22 protein-coding genes are annotated in these 26,063 nt (G+C 28.7%); 5 read left to right on the top strand and 17 right to left on the bottom strand.

All coding sequences use genetic code 11. From position 1 onward, the window contains the following. Positions 1 to 241: 241 nt before the first annotated feature. Both C0982_RS01505 and C0982_RS01510 read left to right on the top strand, forming a co-directional pair. The gene (locus C0982_RS01505) at positions 242 to 1,150 is read left to right on the top strand and encodes a manganese-dependent inorganic pyrophosphatase (RefSeq protein WP_101772480.1); all 909 of its coding nucleotides are present in this window, start codon (positions 242 to 244) and stop codon (positions 1,148 to 1,150) included. A 26-nt stretch (positions 1,151 to 1,176) separates the two neighbouring features. Continuing rightward, on the top strand, positions 1,177 to 1,701 hold the full coding sequence (locus C0982_RS01510) for a peptidylprolyl isomerase (RefSeq protein ID WP_101772481.1): 525 nt from the start codon (positions 1,177 to 1,179) through the stop codon (positions 1,699 to 1,701). 151 nt (positions 1,702 to 1,852) lie between these two features. Here C0982_RS01510 and C0982_RS01515 read toward each other — a convergent pair whose 3' ends face one another. The 12 genes from C0982_RS01515 to C0982_RS01570 all read right to left on the bottom strand — a co-directional run bounded on the left by C0982_RS01515 (position 1,853) and on the right by C0982_RS01570 (position 16,177). Beyond that, on the bottom strand, positions 1,853 to 2,731 hold the full coding sequence (locus C0982_RS01515; protein WP_101772482.1) for a sensor histidine kinase: 879 nt from the start codon (positions 2,729 to 2,731) through the stop codon (positions 1,853 to 1,855). Between the two features lie 14 nt (positions 2,732 to 2,745). Further along, the gene (locus C0982_RS01520; protein WP_101772483.1) at positions 2,746 to 3,474 is read right to left on the bottom strand and encodes an ABC transporter permease subunit; all 729 of its coding nucleotides are present in this window, start codon (positions 3,472 to 3,474) and stop codon (positions 2,746 to 2,748) included. Then, on the bottom strand, positions 3,467 to 4,381 hold the full coding sequence (locus tag C0982_RS01525) for an ATP-binding cassette domain-containing protein (protein ID WP_101772484.1): 915 nt from the start codon (positions 4,379 to 4,381) through the stop codon (positions 3,467 to 3,469). Before C0982_RS01525 ends, C0982_RS01520 begins: the two co-directional genes overlap by 8 nt. Positions 4,382 to 4,476: 95 nt before the next feature. Beyond that, complete coding sequence (locus tag C0982_RS01530) at positions 4,477 to 5,142, bottom strand: response regulator transcription factor (protein ID WP_101772485.1); 666 nt, start codon at positions 5,140 to 5,142, stop codon at positions 4,477 to 4,479. Between the two features lie 66 nt (positions 5,143 to 5,208). Next, on the bottom strand, positions 5,209 to 6,324 hold the full coding sequence (locus C0982_RS01535) for a restriction endonuclease subunit S (protein WP_242961503.1): 1,116 nt from the start codon (positions 6,322 to 6,324) through the stop codon (positions 5,209 to 5,211). A 116-nt stretch (positions 6,325 to 6,440) separates the two neighbouring features. Next, complete coding sequence (locus C0982_RS01540) at positions 6,441 to 7,988, bottom strand: type I restriction-modification system subunit M (RefSeq protein WP_101772486.1); 1,548 nt, start codon at positions 7,986 to 7,988, stop codon at positions 6,441 to 6,443. 15 nt (positions 7,989 to 8,003) lie between these two features. Continuing rightward, on the bottom strand, positions 8,004 to 10,775 hold the full coding sequence (locus C0982_RS01545) for a type I restriction endonuclease subunit R (RefSeq protein ID WP_101772487.1): 2,772 nt from the start codon (positions 10,773 to 10,775) through the stop codon (positions 8,004 to 8,006). 315 nt (positions 10,776 to 11,090) lie between these two features. Continuing rightward, positions 11,091 to 11,789 (bottom strand): CPBP family intramembrane glutamic endopeptidase, encoded by a 699-nt coding sequence (locus C0982_RS01550; protein WP_101772488.1) that lies wholly within the window; start codon positions 11,787 to 11,789, stop codon positions 11,091 to 11,093. A gap of 639 nt (positions 11,790 to 12,428) precedes the next feature. After that, complete coding sequence (locus tag C0982_RS01555) at positions 12,429 to 13,337, bottom strand: methyltransferase domain-containing protein (protein ID WP_101772489.1); 909 nt, start codon at positions 13,335 to 13,337, stop codon at positions 12,429 to 12,431. Between the two features lie 109 nt (positions 13,338 to 13,446). After that, the gene (locus tag C0982_RS01560; protein WP_101772490.1) at positions 13,447 to 14,253 is read right to left on the bottom strand and encodes an alpha/beta fold hydrolase; all 807 of its coding nucleotides are present in this window, start codon (positions 14,251 to 14,253) and stop codon (positions 13,447 to 13,449) included. A gap of 436 nt (positions 14,254 to 14,689) precedes the next feature. Continuing rightward, positions 14,690 to 15,376 (bottom strand): amino acid ABC transporter permease, encoded by a 687-nt coding sequence (locus tag C0982_RS01565; RefSeq protein WP_101772491.1) that lies wholly within the window; start codon positions 15,374 to 15,376, stop codon positions 14,690 to 14,692. A gap of 9 nt (positions 15,377 to 15,385) precedes the next feature. After that, positions 15,386 to 16,177 (bottom strand): transporter substrate-binding domain-containing protein, encoded by a 792-nt coding sequence (locus tag C0982_RS01570; protein WP_101772492.1) that lies wholly within the window; start codon positions 16,175 to 16,177, stop codon positions 15,386 to 15,388. 643 nt (positions 16,178 to 16,820) lie between these two features. On the opposite strand from C0982_RS01570, the gene C0982_RS01575 reads away from it, so the two are divergent. After that, complete coding sequence (locus C0982_RS01575) at positions 16,821 to 17,801, top strand: (Fe-S)-binding protein (protein ID WP_145994492.1); 981 nt, start codon at positions 16,821 to 16,823, stop codon at positions 17,799 to 17,801. 192 nt (positions 17,802 to 17,993) lie between these two features. Here the strand turns inward: C0982_RS01575 and C0982_RS01580 are convergent, their stop codons facing one another. From C0982_RS01580 to C0982_RS01590, 3 genes are all read right to left on the bottom strand, one after another. Next, the gene (locus C0982_RS01580) at positions 17,994 to 18,281 is read right to left on the bottom strand and encodes a hypothetical protein (protein ID WP_101772493.1); all 288 of its coding nucleotides are present in this window, start codon (positions 18,279 to 18,281) and stop codon (positions 17,994 to 17,996) included. A gap of 115 nt (positions 18,282 to 18,396) precedes the next feature. Further along, a complete protein-coding gene (locus C0982_RS01585; protein ID WP_101772494.1) occupies positions 18,397 to 19,761 on the bottom strand; it encodes a M18 family aminopeptidase in 1,365 nt (454 codons plus the stop codon). Positions 19,762 to 19,804: 43 nt separating this feature from the next. After that, positions 19,805 to 22,150, bottom strand: a complete 2,346-nt coding sequence (locus C0982_RS01590; RefSeq protein WP_101772495.1) for an ATP-dependent helicase — start codon at positions 22,148 to 22,150, stop codon at positions 19,805 to 19,807. A 295-nt stretch (positions 22,151 to 22,445) separates the two neighbouring features. Between C0982_RS01590 and C0982_RS01595 the strand changes: the two genes are divergently transcribed. Together C0982_RS01595 and C0982_RS01600 are read left to right on the top strand one after the other, a co-directional pair. Then, on the top strand, positions 22,446 to 23,135 hold the full coding sequence (locus tag C0982_RS01595; RefSeq protein WP_242961458.1) for a TIGR01906 family membrane protein: 690 nt from the start codon (positions 22,446 to 22,448) through the stop codon (positions 23,133 to 23,135). A gap of 72 nt (positions 23,136 to 23,207) precedes the next feature. Continuing rightward, the gene (locus C0982_RS01600) at positions 23,208 to 23,981 is read left to right on the top strand and encodes a formate/nitrite transporter family protein (RefSeq protein ID WP_101772496.1); all 774 of its coding nucleotides are present in this window, start codon (positions 23,208 to 23,210) and stop codon (positions 23,979 to 23,981) included. A 69-nt stretch (positions 23,982 to 24,050) separates the two neighbouring features. Here C0982_RS01600 and C0982_RS01605 read toward each other — a convergent pair whose 3' ends face one another. Both C0982_RS01605 and C0982_RS01610 read right to left on the bottom strand, forming a co-directional pair. Beyond that, positions 24,051 to 25,190, bottom strand: a complete 1,140-nt coding sequence (locus tag C0982_RS01605) for a metal ABC transporter permease (RefSeq protein ID WP_101772497.1) — start codon at positions 25,188 to 25,190, stop codon at positions 24,051 to 24,053. Beyond that, positions 25,187 to 26,059, bottom strand: a complete 873-nt coding sequence (locus C0982_RS01610; RefSeq protein WP_101772498.1) for a metal ABC transporter permease — start codon at positions 26,057 to 26,059, stop codon at positions 25,187 to 25,189. The genes C0982_RS01605 and C0982_RS01610 overlap by 4 nt, the downstream gene beginning before the upstream one ends. Positions 26,060 to 26,063: the final 4 nt, after the last annotated feature.

Below are 26,063 nucleotides of genomic sequence, written 5' to 3' on the forward strand. Positions count from 1 at the left end.
AATCAATCGCCCAGATTTAATGGAATCAATCACCCAGTTAAATTCAATTGTAGAATACTATCTTTCGCCTACATTGCTAATTTAATATTAATATCTAACAATTATAACACATAACATATTTCATAATATATTCTTGCTTAAATAAATTTAAACTTTTATTTCACAAAATACATCATTTTGTTTTATAATTTGGTATAATATTTAATGTATAAGTTTTAAAAATAGAAGGGAGAAATTTAATATGAGTCTATTAGTTTTCGGTCATAAAAATCCTGACACAGATTCTATCTGTTCATGTTTATCAATGACTTATTTAAAAAAATCACTTGGAATAGATGCTATTGCTTGTTGCCTAGGCGAACCTAAAAAGGAAGCCGCATTCGTTTTAAATTACTTTGGAGTAGAAGCACCAAAGATAATTAACTCTGTAGAGGAAGGTGACGAGTGTTGTCTTGTCGATCACAATGAATTTGGTCAAAGTGTAGATGGACTAGAAAAAGCTACAATAGTAGAAATCGTGGATCACCACAAACTAGGAGGAATGACTACTTCTACTCCTCTTTCAATGAATTTAAAGCCAGTAGGATGTACTAACACTATACTTTACTCAATGTATAAGGAAAATGAAATTGAAATACCAAGAGAAATTGCTGGATTAATGTTGTCAGCGATATTATCAGATACTTTGATATTCAGATCTCCAACTACTACTGAATACGATATTTCTGCTGCAAAAAAACTAGCAGAAATTGCAGGTGTTGACATTGAAGAATATGGAATGGAAATGTTCAAAGCAGGAACATCTCTTGATGGGTACTCTATTGAAGAAATCGTCAATATGGACTTTAAAGCATTTGATATGGGAGGAAAAAATGTAGGAATCGGTCAAGTAATGACTCTTGACATAGATTCTGTGATGGATAAGAAAGAAGATTTCTTAGATTATATAAATAGTGCTGAATTTGATATGCTATATCTAGTAATCACTGATATTATAAATGAAGGATCTTACTTACTTTACAAATCACCTGATCACATTGTCGGTAATGCTTTTAATGTTGAACCTTCTCAAGGTGTATACGTAGACGGTCTAGTTTCTAGAAAGAAACAATTAGTACCTAACCTTACACCAGAAGTTGAAAAAATTTAATAAAATATATTTTACGAGGTGAAAAAATGCAGCAAAATAATCCAATAGTTACAATAGAAATGGAAAATGGAGACATAATGAAGGCAGAGCTTTATCCCAATATCGCTCCAAACACAGTAAAAAACTTTATCTCTCTTATAAATAAGGGATATTATGATGGATTGATATTCCACAGAGTTATCGAAGGATTTATGATACAAGGAGGTTGCCCAAACGGTTCTGGAATGGGTGGTCCAGGGTATTCAATATCTGGAGAATTTACTTCAAACGGATTTACAAATAATTTAAAACATGAAAGAGGAGTTCTTTCAATGGCAAGATCTATGAGTCCAAACTCAGCTGGATCACAATTTTTTATAATGCACAAGAACTCTCCTCACTTAGATGGTCAATATGCAAGCTTTGGTAGAGTTATCGAAGGCATAGAGACAATGGATGCAATAGCAGAAACTAAGACAGGACGTGGAGATAGACCTCTTGAGGATCAAAAAATTAAAAAAATGACTGTAGATACATTCGGTGTAGACTACGAAGAACCAGAAACAGTATAGTATAAATAAGGAGCATCAAATTTTGATGCTCCTTTACTTATTTTTGCTTGTGTTGAAATGGTAAAAAAGGTAGAGTTTTCTTATTTTAATTTATACAATTATGTAGGTTTTAGGATTTCATTGTAAATAAAATTAGAAAGATTTATTCATTTTAAAATGTAATATGTATTTTTAATTTATTATTTTTATATTCGGCATATATAAAACCATCCATCTGTTCAATAAGCGCCTTTGTAATGCTTAGTCCCATTCCAGTAGAATTTTCTCCTGATTTAACTGTATAATATCGATTAAATATTTTTCCAACTTTTATTTCATCCATCTCTGAAGTTGTATTAGAAAAAATTAATTCACCTGTTTCCAGTAAGTTTATATCTAAATCTCCATCAGTATATTTAATTATATTCTCCAATACATTTGAAAATACTCGAATTAAAGCTATCCTATTAAGATTTCTGACTACCTTCTTTTCGGGCATTTTTATATTGGGTACAATATGATGCTCATTTAGTATTGTATAAAATCCTGCAATACTTTCTTCTAATATGTCATTAATAATCACTTTTTCAGTATTTTGATCTATTTTAGGTGTTTTTGATATTGAATAGTAAAAAAGCTCTTCTGAAAGACTTCTCATCACTCTTACTCTTCCATTAATTATATTTATATATTTTTCAACCGCAGGTGTTTTTTCTTCGTCTTCTAATAGTTCTAAATAACTACAGATAGCGGTCAATGGAGTTCTTAAATCATGAGAAATATTAACAACAGAGTCTCTTAAATCTTGGTTTCCACTCAAATATTGCTGTCTTTGTTCGTGCAATAATATTAGTTGCTCATTTAGTTTCATTACTATACTTCTAACTTGTTTATCTCTTGAGTTTGTGGATAATAAGGTATTGCTTTCATTTATAATAATCTCCTTAAACTCGTTTTCTATGCTTTTAATATCTTTTTTAATAAGAGTAATTTTAAGTAAAAATACAACTATTATTATTAGAAATATAATTAATAACAAATGAAGAGCCATACCATCACCACCTCTTATTTTAAATCTTTTTTTCTAAAAATAATAAGACCTACGACAGTTGTTATTATAGATAATAATATGGCGTAACTTATTAATTTCCAAGGAGATTCCATATTTATTTTAATTCCTTCTAATATTTGCCCCCAGGGATTAAATTCATATAAAAATACATAAATTTTATTTAATTTTGGACTAGAAAGCTTGTTTGTTACATATATTCCAAAAAAAATCGTGAAAAATGATATTAACAAAGATATAATTGAAGAATTTGCTTTACTCAACGAAATCATACCTACTAGATTAAATATAGAGATATAAGAAATACATGCAAACCAGATTACTATTCCTGCAGCTAGTATTTTTTCTATACTATAGTTAAACTCTCCCCCTAATAAAAGTCCCATAATTAATCCCACTAAAATTATAAGTATATACATAATAGTAATACTTAATATTCCAGTTATTAGATTTGCAAAATAAATATTTTCTCTTTTATGACCAATAATAATTTTATTTCGTACAGTACCATCACTATATTCTGTCCCTAAAAATAAACTGAAATAAATTGCAATAACAATACTAATTACCTGGAAAGTAATAAATAAGGTAAATTCTATTGGTGTAGAATTTGCGCTTAATTTGAAACAGGCAATCACTTCGAAAATTGAAATTATAAAAAACATAATCCAAAATATCTTATTTATCATAATCCTTACAAGGTTTGCATAGATTAACTTACGCATATTTACCACCCCCTACAAGGTTTATGAAATAACTCTCTAAGCTTTCATCTTGTTTATATATTGTTTTTACATTACAGTTAAATTTTTCTAACTCAATCACTATATCTGAAACATTAATTTCTGCAAAAATTTCTACTTTTTGATCAGTGAGTATTTTATATTCAATATTTCTTTCATCAAGTATTTTTAAAAGAGATTTTACATCGCTTACCTCCATACAAATACATTTTCGACAAATTTTATCAAGGTCATTTGAGCTTATTTCTTTTACTATTTTTCCATTATCTATAAATCCGTAGTGAGTTGCAAGTTTTGAAAGTTCATCTAGAATATGACTTGAAATCAAAATAGTTATTCGCATCTCTCTATTTAGCCTTAAAATCAATTCTCTTATTTCTATAATGCCTTGTGGATCTAGTCCATTTATTGGTTCATCTAATACCAAAAAGTCAGGATTCCCTACAAGTGCTATTGCAATTCCAAGCCTTTGTTTCATACCTAGAGAGAAGTTCTTTACTTTTCTTTTACCAGTATTACTTAACCCTACTAGTTTAAGCAACTCTTTTGAATTTTTGTAATTTGGTAGACCTAATATTATATATTGCTGTTTTAAATTTTCTTCTGCTGTCATATTCATATAAATTGATGGTGTTTCTACGACTGCACCTATTCTTTTTCTTGACTTAACGATATCTTTATTTGTATTAGTTTTACCATATAGTAAATATTCACCTGATGTTGGGTTTTGCAATCCACATATTAGTCTAATAAGTGTTGTCTTTCCAGATCCATTTTTACCCAACAATCCATATATAGCCCCTTTTTGTATGTGCATGTCAAGCCCATTCAAAGCCTTAAAATCCCCATATTTTTTACTTAGTTTATTTGTTATAAGTACATAGTTCATATAGTTTACCTCCTCTGTAATATATAGTTATATATTACTAACTTACTGTAAAGAAATTGGTAAACAAATTGTAAATAAATGGTAAAGATTTATAATTATACTAACTTGTAACCAATTCCCCAAACTGCTTCTATATAATCTCTATCATCTATTTTACGAAGTTTTTTTCGTAAGTTACTAACATGTATTTTAAGAGAGCTTTCCGTGCAGTCTGGAGTATCATAGCTTATGCTATCTAATAATACTGATTTGGCTACTACTTGTGTTTGATTTTTCATAAGCACTTTTAATATAGAGCTTTCTGTTCTTGTAAGATTTATTTCCCGTTCTTCAACAGATGCAGTTTGAGTATTGATATTTAGTTTTAGATCTTTAAAAATTAAAATTGAATTTGCTTGAAAAGAGGTTGAACTTCTAAGATGGACGCAAATTCTAGCTAAAATTTCTTTTATATCAAAAGGTTTTGTAATGTAATCACAAGCACCTCCCAGTAGTAAATCTACTTTATTATCCATATCAACTTTAGCACTTACTATAATTACAGGTATATCTTTAATTTTTGGTAAAATATCTTCTCCATTTAATCCTGGTAACATTAAATCCAACAGGATAAGATCTGGATTGAATTCAGATAAAACTAATAAAGCTTCCGTTCCTGAATATGCAATTAAAACCTCATATCCTTCTCTGCTCAAAACTTCAAATAGCACGTTTGATATATATATATCATCATCAACTATCAAAATTTTTCTCTTAATCATTTTAGACCCTTCTATTTTATTTTCACTATAATATAATCTTACAGTCAAATCCATTATAATTTTTTATTATATAAACATTTTCTGTAAGAATCCTTTTTTCTGTTCTTTTAGCAAATCAATCTTAATATTATTCAAATAAATAAGATCATCAATAGACCTAAAAAAACTTCCTATACATCTTTGTTCGTTGATACTTTTAGGGTAAGACACAATTGTTTTCTGTAAATTACTTTTGCTAATTGATGAAATTTTTGTTCCCTGTATTAATCGCAAAAGTTGTCTACGATAGTTATATGAATTTATATAATATCCATAAAAAAAATCGGCTATTTCTTCTTTTGGTCTCGCAACTATAGTATGAAGTCCCGAAACAAGAAATTCATCATGTAATCCATGTACTTCAACTGCCTTTCCAACTGTTTTATCTTCCGCAGCATCAGCAAATATCAAATCCTTATTTTTAAGTAAATTGGTTCCATACTTTTCTATCTTTCCATCAGTTATATAAGGAATTTCATCTTTTGTAATATCAAGAACTGAGTCATAATTTACTAGAATATCTCCATAATGAACACTCTTAATTTCTCCATAATCATAATTTAATTGTGATCTTGATAATGAATTTGTTGAAACAGGAAAATCAAATATATTTTCAAAATAATCACTTTTCCAATCATCAGTAAATCCTTTAAATCGAATTTCTGGTACAGTTTTTCCCTTTTTAGGAAACATCTTTTGCAATAATCCTTTTTTCTGTTCTTTTAGCAAATCTAACTTTCGCTGATGAAGTGATATAGTATCATCTATTTGCTTGAAAAATTCACCTATTTTTTTTTGTTCTTCAATTCCTTGTGGAATTGAAATTAATATATTTCCCATAACATTATTCATTAATTTAGGATTTCCAACATGTGAAACCCACTTCCATGCAACTTTATTTATTGCTTCAGCAATTGCCTTATTTGCATATCCTTTTTCTGAAAGCAATACACCATTAACATTTGTACTATAAAATTTTCCTTCTCTATAATTGACAGTACCTGCATTTGCTCCATCAGTTGTCCAAGTAATTGCCGTATCAAATAAGAAATCTTTATAATATCCCATAAGACCATTATTTTTAGTTTGAGAGGAATATACTGGATATGGATTTTCTTCAGTTTGTTTTTCATTTGTTTCTATTGCAGCAAGAACTTACCCACGTGTAATAGTGAAAATTTCTTTTACTTTGCATTGTTCCCAATCATCTTTAAATCCCTTAAATCGAAGTTTAGGAGCCTTTTGTTTCTCTTTCACTACTACACCCCCAATTCATCAAAATACACTTGAAGTTTCTTATTTGCTAGTTCAATTTCTTTGTCAATTTCTTCTAGCTGTCTTTTTATATCATCTAAATCAATTTCTGTCTCTTCTTCAAATGTATCTACATAACGAGGTATATTTAAGTTATAATCATTTTCTTCAATCTCACTCATTGGTGCTACGTAGCTATACTTATCAATTGTTTCTCTATTTTTATACGTGTTTACTATTTTTTCAACGTTGGCATCAGTTAATCTGTTTTGATTTTTGTTTTTTTCAAATTCATTTGACGCATCAATAAATAATATATTATCTTCTTGTTCTCTACACTTTTTAAATATTAAAATACAAGTTGGAATACTAGTTCCAAAGAATATATTAGCAGGCAACCCAATTACAGCATCTAGATAATTATACTTTTCTATTAATACTTTTCTGATTACTCCTTCTGCTGCACCTCTAAACAATACTCCATGAGGCAGTACTACCGCCATAACTCCATTATCATCTAAGTGATATACCATGTGCTGAATAAAAGCAAAATCTGCTTTTGATTTAGGAGCTAGCTTACCATAGTTACTAAATCTAGGATCATTTATCCATTCTGGTTTTGCCTCCCATTTTGCACTGTATGGAGGATTAGCTACAATTATTTCATATTTTGAAGTCCCTGCAGCGTCTGGTTCAGTTAGTGTATCAACGTTTTTTATATCAAATCTATCATATTTTACACCATGTAATAACATATTCATTCTAGCTAGGTTGTATGTTGTTGAAGTCAATTCTTGACCAACGTAGTTAAATACTTTAGCTTTTTTACCTACACGAAGAAGTAAAGATCCAGATCCACACGTTGGGTCATATACACTACGTACCTTATCTTTTCCAAGTGTTGTAATGCGTGCTAGAATTTCAGATACCTGTTGAGGTGTATAAAACTCTCCAGCCTTCTTTCCAGCAGTGGCTGCAAATTGAGATATTAAATACTCATAAGCATCCCCTATAATATCAATTTCAGCATCTTCAAAGTGAAAGTCTATAGCTGCGATATTGTGCATTACCTTAATAAGAAGTTTTGATTTTTCCTCGTTAGTTCTTCCAAGTCTCGAGTTTTGTAAGTCCATATCATCAAACAAATTATCAAAATCGTCTTCTGACTCTTGACCTAGAGTAGAGCTTTCAATTGCCTTGATTGCCCTTTGTAAATCCTCTACTGAAAACTCTCCTGTTTTATCAAGTGCTAGTAGGCTAGAGAATAGATTTTCAGGCTCTATACAATACCCAATATTTTTTATAAGCTCTTCTTCTAGTGCGTCTCTAAGTTCATTATCTTTCCAAGCTTCAGCATATGTAATACCATCTTCTTTTAGCAAGTTATTTGCGTAATTTTCAGTTTTTGCTGATAGGTATCTATAAAATATAAGTCCTAGTATGTAGTTTTTAAATTCACTAGCTTCCATATTGCCCCTAAGATCATTAGCTATATCCCATAGGCGTTTATTTAGCTCTTTTTGTTGCATTGCTTGAATTTGTTCTGTAGTCATTTTTTAATCATCCTTTTATTCAAAATCTGTAACAATTTTATTTAATTTATCTATAAAAATCTTTTTCTTTTTAACTTTAGATAAAAGTGTTCCCGTTATATCCTCATTTAGTCTCTCATCACTTATGTAGTTACTAAATATTTTATCCTCGATATATGTATATATACGGTCTCTAGTTAAGTTAAACTCTTCTGCTAACTCTCCTACTCTTTGAGATTGTTTTGCTTGTTCAAACTTTTCATACTCATATTGTAAATCTGAAGATTCACCAAGCGTTGGAACTATTTTTAATAAAAATTCTTCAATCAGTTCTGACTTACTTCTTAAGCGTTCATCTGTTGTAGAAGATATAGCATCTAGTATCTCTTGTATGCTTTTATCCTGACGCTCATTTTTTTCATTAGGCATTTCAAATATAAGATTTAATATATAGCTTACATTTATTTTATCTTTTTGAAGCAGTTCTACTTGGAAATCAAATTCATCTAATACACTTATTTTTTCTCTTTCTGTACGAGTTCTAATAGCTGCATATTTTCCTGCATAATCTTCATATGTTTGCTCGTCAATATTAATTAGATCCATCTCAAACTTCATATATGCTTTTAATCTAATCATAAGACGTGCAACAGTTCTAAATGTTTTAGCAAACTCTGCTATGTCTTCTTCTTTTTCTAAACTGTCTACATGATCTAGCGTAGGTGCTATTTTTCTTAGTTTCGCTATAGCAAAGTTCATATCATCTACCACATCTTCTAGAGGCTTCATGAGAAGGGTATCTGATTCTTCTCCATTTGAAAATAATCTTAAAGCCTTATCTACATTTGGCTTTAGATTACGAAAACACACTATATTTCCCTGCGTTTTAAACGACTTATATATTCTATTTGTCCTAGAAAAAGCCTGTACAAGTCCATGATATTCTAAATTTCTATCAACGTATAATGTATTTAGTGGTTTTGCATCAAACCCAGTTAAAAACATATTTACAACTAGTAATATATCAATTTCAGTCTTTTTAAATCGTTCACTGACATTTAAAAAATATCCTGAAAAATTATCAGTTGAATAATTTTCATCAAACATCTCATTGTAGTCTTTTATTACTTCTTCTAGTATATCCCTGTGGTGGGCTGTATTTCCCTCAACTTCTGTTAGTGGATCATTTGCACCAAAAGAAAAGATAGCTGCTATCTTAAGTGGATTTTTAAGCGTTTTATTATATTTTTTAAATGACTGATAGTACTTACTAAGCATTGGTACTCCACTTACACCAGAGTTTACAGTCATTAATGCATTCATCTTTCTTCCATGTGTCATTGCATCATGGTGAGTAGCTATAGCCTTAACTATACCATCAATTCTCCCATCAGAGAGTAAAATTTCTTCTTTATCAATTCCAGGTACACTGCTATCCGCTGTAGCTCCTGTTTCTTTTCCTTCAAGAGTCTTATAATATTCTATGCTAAAAGGCAATACGTTTTTATCTTTAATTGCATCTTTTATTAAATACTTATGAAGACACACTTCAAATATATCTGCAGTAGAACGACCATCTGCACTTTGATTTTCTTCCATAATAGGAGTTCCAGTAAACCCTATATACTGAGCTTTAGTAAAGAATCTTTGTATACTTTGGTGCATTGATCCAAATTGACTTCTATGACATTCATCTATTATAAATACAACTCGCTGATCTTTTAGCTCTTCAAATACCTTAGAGTATTTTTCTACTGCCTTACTCATTTTCTGTATTGTTGTTACTATTATTTTTCTGTTTTTATCCTTTATTTGAGATACGAGGTTATTTGTGGAGTTTGTCTGATCTATACTGTCTTTACTAAATGCGTTAAATTCTTTTATAGTTTGGTTGTCTAGATCTTTTCTATCGACTAAGAAAAATACCTTTTCAACATCAGCTAAGTTACTGACTATTTGAGCTGATTTAAAAGACGTTAAAGTCTTTCCTGAACCTGTTGTATGCCAAATATATCCATTATTTTGAGTCTCTTTTACACGATTTATAATAGCTTCTGCAGCGTATACTTGATATGGTCTCATGATCATTAGTTGTTTATCGGCTTCGTGAAGTACCATATACCTCGCTATCATCTTCCCTATATTACATCTATCTAGAAAATACAGGGCAAATTCATCTAGCTGGCTACAGTATTTATTATCTATATCTGTCCAGTAAAAAGCATATTCTAAAGATAGATTCTTCGATGTGCTATTGGCTAAGTATTTGCTATCTGTTCCGTTACTGATTACAAATATCTGTAAAAATCTAAATAGCTGTGAATACTTATATGAGTGCTCACGATAACGTGTAATCTGGTGGAAGGCTTCTTCTATATCTCCACCACGTCTTTTTAGCTCTATTTGAACTAGTGGTAATCCATTTATAAGGAGTGTGACATCATATCTATTTTCATATTTTCCTTTGACAGTTATTTGATTTGTAACTTGGAAAATATTGTGACACCAATCTCTTGTATTAAAAAGCTGTAGATATACAATTTCACCATTGTCTCTCTCTAAGTTATGAATATCCCTTAGAGCTTTAGACGCATCAAATACACCTAATCCAGATATTTTAGTAAGAAGGTGGTTAAATTCTCTATCAGATAAAGGTGTTTTATTTAATACATTTTCATTATGCTTGTTTAATTGTTTTCTAAAATTATTTATAAGGTCATCTTCGTCTTTAATTTCAACTGACTCGTATCCATTATTAACTAGTACCTTTACAAGGCGACTCTCTAGCTGTGCTTCACTTTCATGCATTTTATAAAGCTCCTTTTTATTTATTTAATATTTATTTAAAAATCTATAAATACGGTTATAGACTAAATTTTTCAATACTGTTTTTTTATTGTATAATATACAGTTATATATATATTATACAATAAAGTTAATTATATGCACCAATAAAAAAACTGATATACATCTAAATTGATATAATCAGCTTTTTTAGTCTTTTTATTTACATAATTTCTCTTAATTCATTCTCTACATTCTTTGACACAGAATTAGCTTCACTTACTATTATTACGTTTTTTGCATCATTATTTTTCTTAATTAATTTAAGTTTTATTAACTTTATATGAATAACATTGGAACTATTGCAACTATGTTATTCAGTATGTGAACACTCATTGAGACTTCCAATCTTTTTGTTTTATAATATACAATTCCAAAAACAGCCCCCATCAATGAATACATAACAAGACTAGTTATATTTGTAGCAGTATGTATTGAACCAAATATTAGAGAACTAATTATAATGCCTAATATAGGTTTTTTCTTAAATATGTGACCTATTATATATCCTCTGAATAAAATTTCCTCTACTATCGGTGCGAAAATCACAGAAGTAACTATAACTAAGTACCAGCTAGTATTTTTATACACATCTATTATCAGTTTATCATTAGCAGTCTGATCGATTCCTTGAAAATTTAAAATTGAAATGCCAGAATAAACTATAATACGCATAACAATAAATCCTATTATAATATAAACTATATTCTTTTTATTTATAAATGATAAATCTATCTTTTGTATATTTAGTTTTTTAGATAAATAGATAAATATAAATACAAACAATATTGATACTATCATTGGTACAATTGCATCAATACCTGTTAATGAAACATTTAAATAATTCGTACCTTTAACATTTTCAAAACCAAAAACATTCATCCTCGCGATGGCTTCTACTATTGATGGTATTAAAAATAATATAATCATTAAAATTATAATTAAAATCTCTTTAAAAAAACTTTTCCCTTTTGACAAAATTAACGCCTCCCTTAATATTAATAATTTCTACTCTATTATATCATATCAATTTGGAAAAATGATTTCCTATTAATGTTTTGTAGTAATTTATGTTATAATCATATACAAATCTATTTAAAATTATAAAATGGAGGTCCAAGACCTTGAGTTTCAATAAAAATATAAAAAAACAATAAAGAATCCATAGGTATCGGCTTATCATTAGGACTTCTTCTAGGGCTTTTAATTGAAAGTATGTCATTAGGAATGCTAATAAGATTTATTATTGGTTTAGCTGGTGCTTTTTCACCTACAAAAAAATAAAAAAGAGCTAAGACACAGTAGTTAGTGAATTATCCTCTTTTTTATTTTATAATAACTATTTTGGCTATCATAAAAACGTACGTAAAATATATTCAATTTTGATTTATAAACGCAAATAAACATTCTGACCAAATAATACGGAAAACAACAAACATAATTAATATAAATTTATAAAAAAATCGCAAAAAATACTGAAATAATTATACTTAAACCTAACTCCGCATATGAAGATTTTAATGATATTACTCATTACCTAAGAGAATACTCCTAGTTATAAGTTAGTTAGAAAAGTAGTTAAAGTACTTGTGGATATTGATTTACGACAGCATATATTTATTTAATTCGAATTATTGTTGTGCAATTGACTTTATTATAAACTTCATGTTTTGAAGTAAAATATTTATCTTTTGGCAATAAATCTTCAATAAATGGTAGGGAAGGGGCATATATGAACGCTCCTCCTAATTTCAGAGAATTTATTATTTTCATATATGTAATAGCATATATTTCAATTAAATTGCTATTATTTAAATGATGATGTAAAAAATGGCTACAAAATGATAGATTTGATATTATAGTTCCCCACTTATTTACACCATATTTAAAATCAAACCAATCTTTATTTGAAATTTCCTTGTTTTTAGCGTTTATATCAAATCCATAAATCTCTATCCCTTTTTTGTTAAAATCATTAACTAAGTTTCCTTCAGAACCACAGCCTATGTCAAGAACTGGTTCATTTATTTTTATATAATTAAGATTTAATACTTCTTTAATAAATGATGATGAATATTCACTACAAGCAAATTTTTGAACATATATTCCTTTATCTCTATTTATATTATATATAATTGGATTTGTATTTTTAATCATCATTTTAATACTATTAAAATGATTTTCTTCTATTTTCTCTAACGTTAATGAAAGGTTTGATAATAAATCTAATAATTTATATGCTATAAATTTAATGATTTTCTTTGAATTTTTACTAAAATATATATATTGATTAACAGAATAAAATCGCATTAAAAATGATTTTAAGTAATAATTACAGATATTTATTTTCGTTGTTTCATTAAGATTTTTAATTTCATTCCTAATAACTGAAACTCGATTTATCGTGTATGTATCAAATAAATCAAATTTTGACTTAGAATAAAAAATATTCATGTCCATATTTTTATACAATTGATAATCTATTATGTTTATAAGCTCTTTCATAATTATATTATCTAAATTCATTTTAATCTCCTTTTTTCAAATAAATACCATTGTAATTCCATAATTTAAACAGTTAAATCCGACTTAGAGCTTATCTTAAGTATATAAGTTTATAACATGTAATTATTCGCTACGATTCCAAAAAATCTAATACTCTTTCATTAAAATCAATGGCCTCTTCACTTACACCATGACCTAAGTTATCATATATTATTAATTTACTGTTATTTATTTTATCTGATATTTCCTTTGATGCATTAATTCCCACAATTTTATCTAATCTACCGCCTATTATTAAAGTCTTTGATTTAATTTTATCTATTTCATTATATGAATCATGACTAACACATGCATTAGCTTCTGTTATAAATCTATTAAAATTATTCGGTTTTCCAATTATACTTATAATCGGATAGCATTTCCTATATCTTTTTAATTTTTTCCCCGTATAAGTTTTTTCAATTGTATCCGTTATTATACTTTTATAATCACCTTTTTCAGCCATATATATCCAGCTACTTATGATTTTTTTAAGTACATAATTCGGTTTTGATATAGTAGCGGATAATATCAATTTATTTACATAATTTGGATAATCAATTGCTATGTACTGTGCAATCATTCCGCCTTGGGAAATTCCCAGTATATTTGCTTTATTTATTCCTAAATATCTCATAGCTTTCACTTGATCTTTTGCCATGTCTTTAGTGTTGTAGCTTGATGGAAGATTCTTTTTTTTATTAAAAATATAAACTCTATATTTTCGTGCAAAATCAATATAATTAATTGTTAACAAAAAAGAATTTCTTTTAACAGAAGAAAATGATTCGCCTAATCCAGGTATCATTATTAAATTTTCATTTCCCTTTCCAAAAGACACATAATCCATTTCTATATTGTCAATTTTTACTGTCCCTTTATTAGATTTAAACCACATAATACTCACCTCTTTTATTTTCAAACAAATTCTCTTGCAATTCTCCAATATACCATGTTAATCTGGCTGAGAGCTTTAAGTATAATTTTAACTCTTGTTTAGAGTCAAAATAAATAAATTCTGTCGTTCACTCGTCACTACGCGTTCAATAATATAATTAAACGGCCCCTAATATCATCAATTAACTTTTCACTTTGCCAACATTTCTGATTACTGCTCACCAATATAATTTATTCATCGCTCATATCAACCTGACTGACATATTAATTTGGGTTGTGTTGTAAATATATTGTATCATATTAATATAGGAAAACAGTTTTCTATTAATATTTTGTAGTAATTTATTTGAAATAAGATAATAAAAAAGAGACTTATACACAAATTGGCGTAATAAGTCTCCTTTAGTATCAATTAAATTTTTTATGGGTTACTTTATTTATGAATTATATTTATTATTTGAAGATTGAATTTCTATTTTTCTTTCAAGTAAGGTTTGTATCTTTGAGAAAAAGCTGATTACAAGCCAGTATATTATTACAATAGCTAGATATATTTCAATATATCTATATGATCTAGATGCCTCAATTTGACCTTGACTCATCATTTCTACCACTCCTATTGTAAATCCAACAGCACTACCTTTTATTAAATCAATAAAACAATTTGATAGTCCTGGTATAGCAACACGCAATGCTTGGGGAAATATAACTAACCTAAAGGTTAATAATCTAGTCATACCTAATGAACGAGCAGCTTCATACTGACCAGCGTCTACTGATTGAATTGCACCTCTTATTATTTCTACCATATAGGCAGAACTATTAAGAGACAATATTAACACCATGGCGTATAGCGGTTGCATATCCTTAATAAAAGTAGAAACTTGAGCAGCACCATAGTAGAATAAAAATAACTGAGCAATAAAAGGCGTGCTTCTGAAAAATGATGTAAATATTTTAACTACATTATACAATATTTTTATTTTCAGCTCTAGAATAACTGAAAAAAATGTTGCTAGCAACATTGCCAACAGTAATGATAGTACTGCTATTAGCAATGTTATTGGTAGTTTAGTTAAAATAATTGTAAATGCATTAATAAAATAATCTAATCTGAAATCCATAATTAATAACTACTTTATAGAACTTTTAGTAATATCTTGATCAAAGTAATTTTTAGAAATTTTAGTTAACGTTCCATCTTCATGCATTTCCTTAATTACTTTGTTAATTTCATCGTAAAGTTTAGAGTCTACTTTTTTTGAAAAAGGATAAGCATTTTTTTCTTGATACACTACATCTCCAACCTGTTTTAAATCATATCCACTTTCCGATTTTTTAATTGGGAATGTAACTATAGATTCAAAACCAGCATCAGCTCTCCCCAAATTAACTTCTCCAGACTCATTTCCATCCATAATTACAATATCAATTTTCTTATCTTTATCAAAATTCGATATAAACTCTCGCTCATATCCTGTTGAATTACATACAAATTTCTTTCCATATAGATCTTCCAAACTATTTATATCGTTACGATCTGATTTAACATATATTTTATATGGATTATAAGCATATATTTCTGAAAACTTGTATTTTTCTTCTCTTTCTGGAGTAATAGACATTTGGTTTGCAATAACATCAATTTTTTCTGAGTCTAACATCCCCATTAAACCATCAAATGATGTCACTTCCCAAACAACTTTTTTATCTAAGCGTTTACTAATTTCATTCCAAACATCAATTTCAAATCCTTTCTTTTTACCATCCTCTTCATAGGTAAAAGGAAAATGTTTTAAAGATGTTCCAACTCGAATTACTTCCTCTTTTGTTGTTTTTGCATCATTTGTAGTATTGGTTGTCTGGCAACCAACCATAAGTAGAGACATTATGCAAAACATAATAATAATTTTAATTTTTTTCACTTTTTAAAACCTCCGATTTCTTATTATTTTGAATTAGTAGTGGCAAAGAATATTCGTATAATTTATAATGATTTATAAAAATAATGTTGCAAATAACACATCTAATACTTGCTCACTAACAATCAGATGATATCATATATTAAAATTAAAAAACATCATAGTTTTGCAATATAGCTTGATTATAGAGTTTTTCAATTCTATAATCAAGTTGTATTGGCATTTATTAAATAGACATATAAATATATCTAAATCGTGAAAAATATATGAAATCTATATCAAAGTTAATAGAAAATATTGTTATCTAAAGCTATTTATTATAATAGATATATTTTAGTATCAATTATTCCATAATAATATACTCACCCACGCTTCAACTCTATATTCAAAAAATCTATATCATTCACCCTAATTATTTAATTAATAAATAGTTATATCATTTTTTATTTATTAATTTATACATTTGTTTTAAAATAAAGTATATTCTTTACTTTGAACTATTACATGATTAAAAATATGGTATACTTATATTATATGCAAATATTTTTAAAATAAAATGACTGCGTTCGAAATGTACGATTATAATAATATATTTACATTGTGAATATACTTTAAAAATAAGTTTTATTGAAAGGAGATTTTTCCTATGATTGATATAGAAAATAAAATATCAAAAGACTGTATACACTGTGGTCTCTGTACACAAAACTGTGATTTTTTAGAAAAATACGATATGTGTCTACAATCTTTTGAGGACAAACCAGAGTTAGCATATAATTGTTTTTTATGCGGAAAATGTAAGATTGTTTGTCCCATGGACATAGATGGCAGAGAAATTGCCCTAAGTATGAGAAAAGATCATATTGAAAATAATTCTGGAAAGATTAATAGCAAGGGATATTCTGGATTAATCGCTGAAAAGCAAAATTATATATTTAAAAACTATAAAAAAGTTGGTAAAGGAAAAAGCGCACTTTTTACTGGATGTAATCTATTATCCTATATGCCAAATACTGCCAATAAATTGATAGATGAACTTCATAAGCATGATATAGGTGTTATTTTTGATTGTTGCGGAAAACCTATTGCAGAATTGGGATTTGAAGAAAAGGAAAAAATAATTTTAGAGAAGCTAAATGACAAATTCAAAAAAAATAATATTGAAGAACTTATAACTGCATGTCCAAACTGCTATTACTATTTAAATGGAAAAGTCGATGTTAAAATCGTTGATATATATACAAAACTTCACGAATTAGGAATTGGAAATGAAATTGAAAGAGAAAAAATATACCTATTTAGACCATGCCCAGATAGAGAGACCGAAGAAGTGAAAGAAAAACTATACTTGTTTGCCAAAAATTCTAAATTAGTGGATCTAAATGAGCAATGTTGCGGTGCAGGTGGAGTTGCTTCAGTAAAAGAGTCTGAACTTGCGCAAGGATTTAGAGATGATATAAAGAAACAATCTAAAGACAAACAAATACATACATACTGTTCAACTTGCACGGGCTTTTTTAGAGCTGAGGGTATAAATGTTACGCACATATTGACTGAAATACTAGGAGTTGATGAATCAAAGCCGGGTATCTCACTATTAAATAGATTAAAATATAAATTTTATTAATAATTTATATTTTAGTAAAAATACTTATATGTGATTATGTTTTTTCATTTTTGTATACTTAGAAATAATGTTTTATTGACATTAGATTTTTAATTTAAAAGGAATAAGTAGGATAATAAATCCTACTTATTCCTTTTTATTGTTTTTATAAACATTAAAAATCAGATTAGTTATTGTTTTTTGTACGAGTTTTTATGCTTTACCTATTGGTTCTGCTAAGTAAAAAAATATAACTTTCTTAACTGCCCATTTGTAGTGATTTGCAAAAGGAGAGTTAGAATTCTCATCTTTTACAATATACATTGTTTTTTTAGAATCATCTTCAAATTCTTCTATATCCGACAGTATAAGAGGGATTGAGTCTCCAGAAAATATAGTTAGCAGTTTTGTCCTAATAGCCATCTCTGGAGTAATATGGCTAAATAGAAAAATACTAGCGACTACTATTAATAAATATATTATTTTTTTTGTATTTTTCATAAGAATACCTCCTTACGGGTATCTTTGCTATTTTGAGATGGTGCACTTAATTATAAAATTCAGCTTATAATATGATATTTCTCTTATTATGATATTTCTCTTATATAGATGCGTTTTATATTTGGTAAAACCTATAAAAGCTTTCATAGTACATTCTATAATCCTCTACATTTGCAAGCTCCCTCACAGAATGCATTGCAAGTATAGGTATCCCGACATCGACAATCGGAATAGATAATCTTGATGAAGTAATTGAACCAATAGTTCCTCCACTTCTTTTATCGGATCTATTCGCAAAGTCTTGACATTTTATATCATATTTATTACAAAGTTCTCTGTAAATTGATGCGGTGTACGAATCACTCGCATAAGCCTTACCTGCATGAATTTTTATAGCTGGTCCTCCTCCAAATACTGGTTTATTCGTTGGATCACTTTCCTCCGGCTTATTGGGGTGAGTAGTATGTGCTAAATCAGCAGAAATCATAAAAGATTTTTTTAGACTTCTAATTGTGTCTTCTCTATCTTTATTCAAAGATAGACATATTCTTTCTATAGTATTTGCTAAAAAATCTGAGTCAGCACCTTCTTTAGATTGGCTACCGACTTCTTCATTGTTAAATATAGCAATCATATTCACACCGTTGAAATTTGACATATCTTCATTATCTTTTTTGACATCTTCTTCCTGTAATGAATCTATAAATGCAAGTGTGCTAGCATGTACACTCGCTAGGTTGTCTAGTCTTGCACAAGATATAAATTCATCTTTTTCACCAATTATAGACCCTTTTTCATATTCGTATAAAAATAAATCATAATCCAAAATATCTTTGGTATCTATTTCTTCGTTTAATATATTACCAATTTCGTTTGATATAAAGTTTTTAAAATAACCTTTTTTTTCTTTTATTCCACCATTATTTAAAATTAAAGGCATCACATCATTTTGTTTGTTGTAATTATATCCTGTGTTTATATCTCTATTCATGTGTATTGCCAAATTTGGAATAATACAAATTGGTTTATCTATTTTTATTATAACTTCTCTTGGATTAAATACATCATCTTCATTTCTTAGAAACACTCTACCTGCTATAGCAAGAGGTCTGTCAAACCAACTACTAATTATCATACCTCCGTATGGTTCTACATTTAGTTTTATTTGTTCTCCAATTTTCACCTCTGGATTTGACTTGATTCTAAATGTAGGGGAATCACTATGGCTTCCTATTATTCTGAATCCATCTTCTTCAACACTGCTTCCTTTGATATTAAAAGCTACTAATGAAGATGATCCTTCTGACACAAAATATCTTCTACCTACTTTTAAATCCCATTTATCGCTTACTTTTAATTCTTGAAATTCATGATTTTCCAACCACTGTTTTGTATTTTCTACTGCATTGTACATTGTCGGACTATCATTTATGAAATCAATTAAATTGTTAGATATTTCCACTGAATCTTTTCTTAGCATTCTCTTCCTCCAAAATATAGTTATTTTGCAATTAATTTATAAGTTAATATTTTTCAACTTCGATTGTAGTATATTCTAGATTTATTTTTTTTACACCCTTTTTATTAAATGCAACTGTTATTTCTGCACCCATTTTTGATATTATTGATCCTTCACCAAATTTTGGATGTACTATTTTTGATCCGATTTTAACCTTAGGGATACTATCTGCATCGTAAGAATCATATCCAGCACCTTCTCCTTTTGGCACTGATTCTTTTGTTTCATCTCCATCTTCTGTATTTGATTTTTTATTTACTATCTTTGCACCCATATTTTTTGCAGCTGATATATTCATGTTATTTTTGTATTTTTCTGCATATTTTTTTATTAAGCTGTAGTCTGCATCAGAATATTCTTTTACTCTTACAGGAGAGTCTAAAACTTCTACAGTTTCTTCTGGTAATTCTTTTAAAAATCTTGACTTCATATTTACAGAAGTCTTTCCATAAAGTGTTCTACTTGCAGTATGAGTAAGGTAAAGTTCCTTCATGGCTCGTGTAATCCCAACATAGCACAGTCTTCTTTCTTCTTCTATATCCGACTCGCTCAAATTAGCTATAGCTCTTGCAATAGGGAATATTTTTTCTTCCATTCCAACTATAAAAACTACTGGAAATTCAAGTCCCTTTGCTGAATGCATCGTCATCAATGATACTTTTGCCACATCTTCTTCATCTTCATCGCTTACATCGCTCGAAAGTGATATATTAGCTAAAAAGTTTTCTAAGTTTTTTTCTTCTTCGTCAACTAGATCAGATTCTTCATATTCAATCGCAATAGATATAAACTCGTTTAAGTTATCTATTCTGTCCTGAGCCTCTTCTGCTTTTCCGTTTTGAAGCTTCTCATTTTTCGCTATAATTTCTTCTAATTCATTTGTATATCCTGTCAAATCTAGTATTTTTTCGACCATCTTGCTAGGGGAATATGTTTCTGAAATACTTCTAAATAATCCTACTAAATCTATAAAATCATTTATACCTTTTTTTGATCTAGTTGATATATCAGAGTTATTATCAATATCCAAAAGAACAGAATACACGCTTTCTTTCATCAATCCGGCTCTATCCTCAAGTTTTTCTATTGTTCTAAGTCCAATTCCTCTTCTAGGAATGTTAATTACTCTCTTTACAGAAATATCATCTTGTGGATTCACTATGACCCTTAGATACGCCAGTAGGTCTTTAATTTCTTTTCTCTCATAAAACTTAGTTCCTCCATATATATTATATGGTACTTGGAACCTATTCAAAGCATCTTCAACAGCTCTTGCTTGGGCATTTGCTCTGTATAAAACAGCATATTCGTTATATGGTCTTCCAGTGGTTCTAGAATTTTCATATATTTCATTTACAACAAAATTGGCTTCTTCTACTTCATTTTGCAAAAGTTTTATTTTTACAGGTGCACCCTCTTTTTTATCACTCCATAATTTTTTCTTTTTTCTCTCTATATTATTTGATATCAAGTGATTTGCCGTATCTAAAATCACTTGTGTCGATCTATAATTTTGTTCTAATTTTACTACAAATACATCTTCATAGTCTTTTTCAAATTCCAAAATATTCCTTATATCTGCGCCTCTCCAACCGTATATACTCTGATCATCATCTCCAACTACGCAAATATTTTGGTGTCCCATTGCAATCATTTTTATAAGTTCATACTGAGCTCTAGATGTATCCTGGTATTCATCTACCATCAAATATCTAAATTTACCTCTATAAAAATTCAACACGTCTTCATTATCTCTTAACAACTCTACTGTCTTAACGATAAGATCATCAAAGTCAAGGGCATTATTTCTCTTTAATCTGTCTTGATATATTGAATATACATCGGCTACAGTTTGCAACCACTTATCGCCTGAGGCTTGTCTTGCAAATTCTCTAGGACCCATAAGCTTGTCTTTAGCAGACGAAATTTCAGATATCATACCTCTAGGTTCAAACTTCTTATCATTTAGATCCAGTTCTTTTATACACTCTTTAATTAGAGTCATCTGATCTGCAGAGTCGTATATTACAAAACTTCTGTTATATCCGATTTTATTTATATCTTTTCTAAGTATTCTCACGCAAATTGAATGGAAAGTAGATATCCACATATCCCTTGAGTTTTCACCAATTAGTTTTTCTACTCTTTCCCTCATTTCATTTGCTGCCTTATTTGTGAATGTAATTGCAAGTATATTGCTTGGATTCACATCTTTATTTTCAACTAAATATGCTATTCTAGTAGTCAACACTTTTGTTTTTCCAGATCCAGCACCAGCCAGTATCAGTACCGGTCCTTCTGTTTTTTCAACGGCTTTTCGTTGATCTGGATTTAAATCATCTATATTCATAACAACCTCCAACTTCTAAACAACTATGCTTATATAAACTTTTTTATAATAAAATCAATCTTTACAAGAGCTTTAATTCAAGCTCTCATCGTCTTTTAATTTATATTTTTAATCTTAAAATAATATTTCTTCACTCACCGTTATATTATACCATGTATTGAAAGCAATATAATAATTTAAATTCCCCTTTATTCATAATTATTATCTATTGAAATAAAAACGCAATTATTCTATAGTAAAAATATACTATATGATGGTATAATAAGTAATATCGTATTTCTGTATTAATTATGCGATGCTATTTTTTAATAAAGGACGTGTTGATTTGGAAACTTCTAAAATGAATTTGTTCGCTAAAATAATGAAAAGTACAATAGGTTTGTGGCTAATATCTTTGGTGATTCTTTTTGTGTTTTTTTTTAAGCCACTCTATTATTTTGATATTCGCTATCTAAATATACCTCAAGAATCTGGATATAGTGAACACATTATTAAAAAAAATTACAATTACATATTAGATTATAATTTGAATTTTAAGGATTCAAATTTCGACTTGCCAGATATTAAATCTTCCACAAATGGTAAAATACACTTTGCCGATGTAAGAAACTTGGTACAGTTATTGATTAAAATTGCTATTTTATTTACTGTTACTTCAATAATAGGTATTTTTTATTGTATTAAGCACAAGTACTATAAAATCTTTCTTGAAGCTGCACTACAACTTATTTTCTTACCAGCAATACTAGCTTTGCCTTTTGCAGTTGATTTTACTAGTAGTTTTGTCATTTTTCATAAAATTCTTTTTAGAAATGACCATTGGAGCTTTGATGCAAGTTTGGATCCAGTAATAAATATATTACCTGAGGCATTTTTCTTTCACAGTGGAGCCTTAATAATTTTTTTATTATTTATTTTATCTTCACTTTTTTTTGTATTTTATGCTAAAATAAAAAGAACTAATTTTACTAAATCTATAAAATAGCTTTTGAATTTTTTAATAAAGCTTTTTTTATATGAAATAAAAACAAATAAATTTGAAAGGAAGAAATATATAATGTATGATGAAATTATCGAAAAACTTTCCCAAGTAGCCGAAAATAAGGCTTCTCGTTGTAAAGAAAGCAAATTTAAGTATTTACTTTCTTCTGCTTTAGCAGGCTGCTATGTCGGACTTGGTGTTTTATTTTCCTTTACCACTGCTGGTATACTTTACGGAGCAAATAGCCCATATTATAAAATAGCTATGGGCATAGCTTTTACAATTGCCCTTGTATTTGTAGTATTTACAGGTACAGATTTATTTACAGGGAATAACTATGTAATGACTGTTGCTAAATTAAATAAAAGAGCTACAATGTCTGAACTTCTATCTGTTTGGGCTACTAGTTGGATTGGTAATTTAATAGGAGCACTAATATTATCACTGATATTTGTAGGAAGTGGATTAGTAAATAACTCAACCATGGAATTTTTCGCAAAAGTAGCTTTAGATAAGTCCAGTTTGCCATTTATTCCTCTATTTTTGAGAGCTGTACTTTGTAACTTTGTTGTTTGTCTCGCAATGTTTTTTGCTTACAAACTAAAAGATGATACAGCTAGGCTAATTCTAGTAGCAATGTGTTTAGCTACTTTTATTATCACAGGTTTCGAACATAGCATAGCTAATATGACGGTATATGCAGTTGCTCTAATGTCAAGCAATATCACTACAATAAGTTTTTCAAGTGCTGCATACGCTTTAGCTGTTGCAACTCTTGGTAATATAGTCGGTGGAGCTTTCTTTTTAGGATTTAGTACATTTGCACTTAGAAGCAAGCAATTATCATAAATAAAAATACATAATAAATAATAAAAAAAGATAGAAAGTAAAGCTTTCTATCTTTTTTATTAAAATATTTTAATTTTTCCACATACACTTATTTAAACCGTCTTTTTTATTCAATCCATATTTTTTACATAGATATTCATAATAAGTGAATCCACTTTCCGTTAGTGAGTATTCTTCTCCCAATTTATAAATTAGGCTATCTGAAATTAATTTTTCTGATATTATGTCTACCTCTTTTATCTTCCAATTAAGATGTATATTTATCTGGTCTACTTTGTTTTCATCTTTGCTTCTACCATCTCCCATATGATTTCCTATATGGAATATGAACATCTCTTTTTTTACATTTTCAAGGGTCTTTCTTTTTTGTATAAATTTATATACAACACCTTTTTTATGCAAAAATAATATAATTATAAATACTACCATACCGACTACTGCACACATTCCCGTCATAGATGCATTTAAATTAATTGCAATCCAAGAGCCTATGCTACAATTTATAATCGCTATTATCGCACTCCATAAAAACATGCTTTCTAAATCGTCTGATATCATATGTGCACTAGCCACTGGAGCTATAAAAAATGATAATACCAATATACTACCAACTGCATCAAATGCCACCACAGCAGTTATCGATGTAAGTGTCATAAAGCTATAAAAAATAAATCCTATAGGAATTCCAATCAAAAATCCGTACTCTTGATCAAAACTAGTAATTTTTAACTGTTTATAAAAAATAATTATAAATATCAAATTTATTATAAACATAATCCCCATTTTTACAAAGCTATATGGTAAATCAATCCCAAATATGCTGATTGAATCTAATGATGCAAAAATAACTTCTCCCATCAACACCATGTCTGTGTCTATATGAATATTTCTAGCATATCTACTTATCAAAATAACTGCAATAGAGAAAAACATTGGAAATACAACACCTATTGCATCTGATCTTTTAACTGTTTTACTTTTCCCCAGAGCCTCAATAAATGCGACGGTAATCACTCCAAAAATACCTGCTCCAATAATTAGCAATGGCGAACTTATATCCTGTGTTATAAAAAATGCAATTACTATACCTAGTAGTACAGAATGTGATATAGCATCTGCTACCATCGACAGGTTTCTCAATACTAAAAACACACCTATCATGCTACAAGTTATCGACGTTATTAATAATACCAAGTATGAACCAATCATAGCAATCTCCTCAACTTCATAGTTTTATTTATAATTCCATATCGACCAAATAACATCGATATAATTGTAATTATACCCATCACTACAATTATTGTCGGACCTGTGCTAAGACCTCTATATACAGAACTAAAGTAAGTACCAATAAGCGCTGAGAAAGCTGCAACTGATGATGCAATCAAAATAACTTTTTTAAATTTTTTTGACCACTGGTTTGCTGTCACGCATGGCAAAATCAAAAAGGAACTTATCAATATAAATCCAACTGCTTTAAGCCCAATACTTACCAAAGCTATTGTCATCACCAACAGTAATCCTTCTACAAAGCTTGCTCTAATTCCTTGACTGATCGCAAATTCTCTATCAAATATATAATAAACAATTTCTTTTCTAAATATAAAAAATATGCATATAACTATAGTGGATACAACTACAATTAATTTTACATCACTTTCCATCATGTATGCAGCTTGTCCAAAAATATAGTTATTTAGACCTGACTGTGAAGCTCCTTGAAAATCTGGATTTCCTTGTATAATGCTTTTTAGTACCATACCAATTCCAAAAAATCCTGACAAGAACACTGCCAATGAAGAGTCTAATTTTATTTTGGAGTATTTCGATGAAATCTGTATTATAAAATAGCTAAGAGATCCAGTAAGCATCGCTCCCACAAACAAAATCCATGGATCTCTAGTCTGAAAAAGCATAAATGCCAGTATTATACCTGGAAAAGTAGAATGTCCTATTGCATCACCAATCAAACTTTGCCCCTTATATAAATTCAGTGAACCAATAATCGCTGAAGATATCGCTAAAAATACAGTGCCCATAGAAATAATTTTAAATGTATAACTTTGAATTATCTCCATTGCT

Source organism: Peptostreptococcus faecalis (assembly GCF_900240845.1).
Taxonomy (GTDB): Bacteria; Bacillota; Clostridia; order Peptostreptococcales; family Peptostreptococcaceae; genus Peptostreptococcus; species Peptostreptococcus faecalis.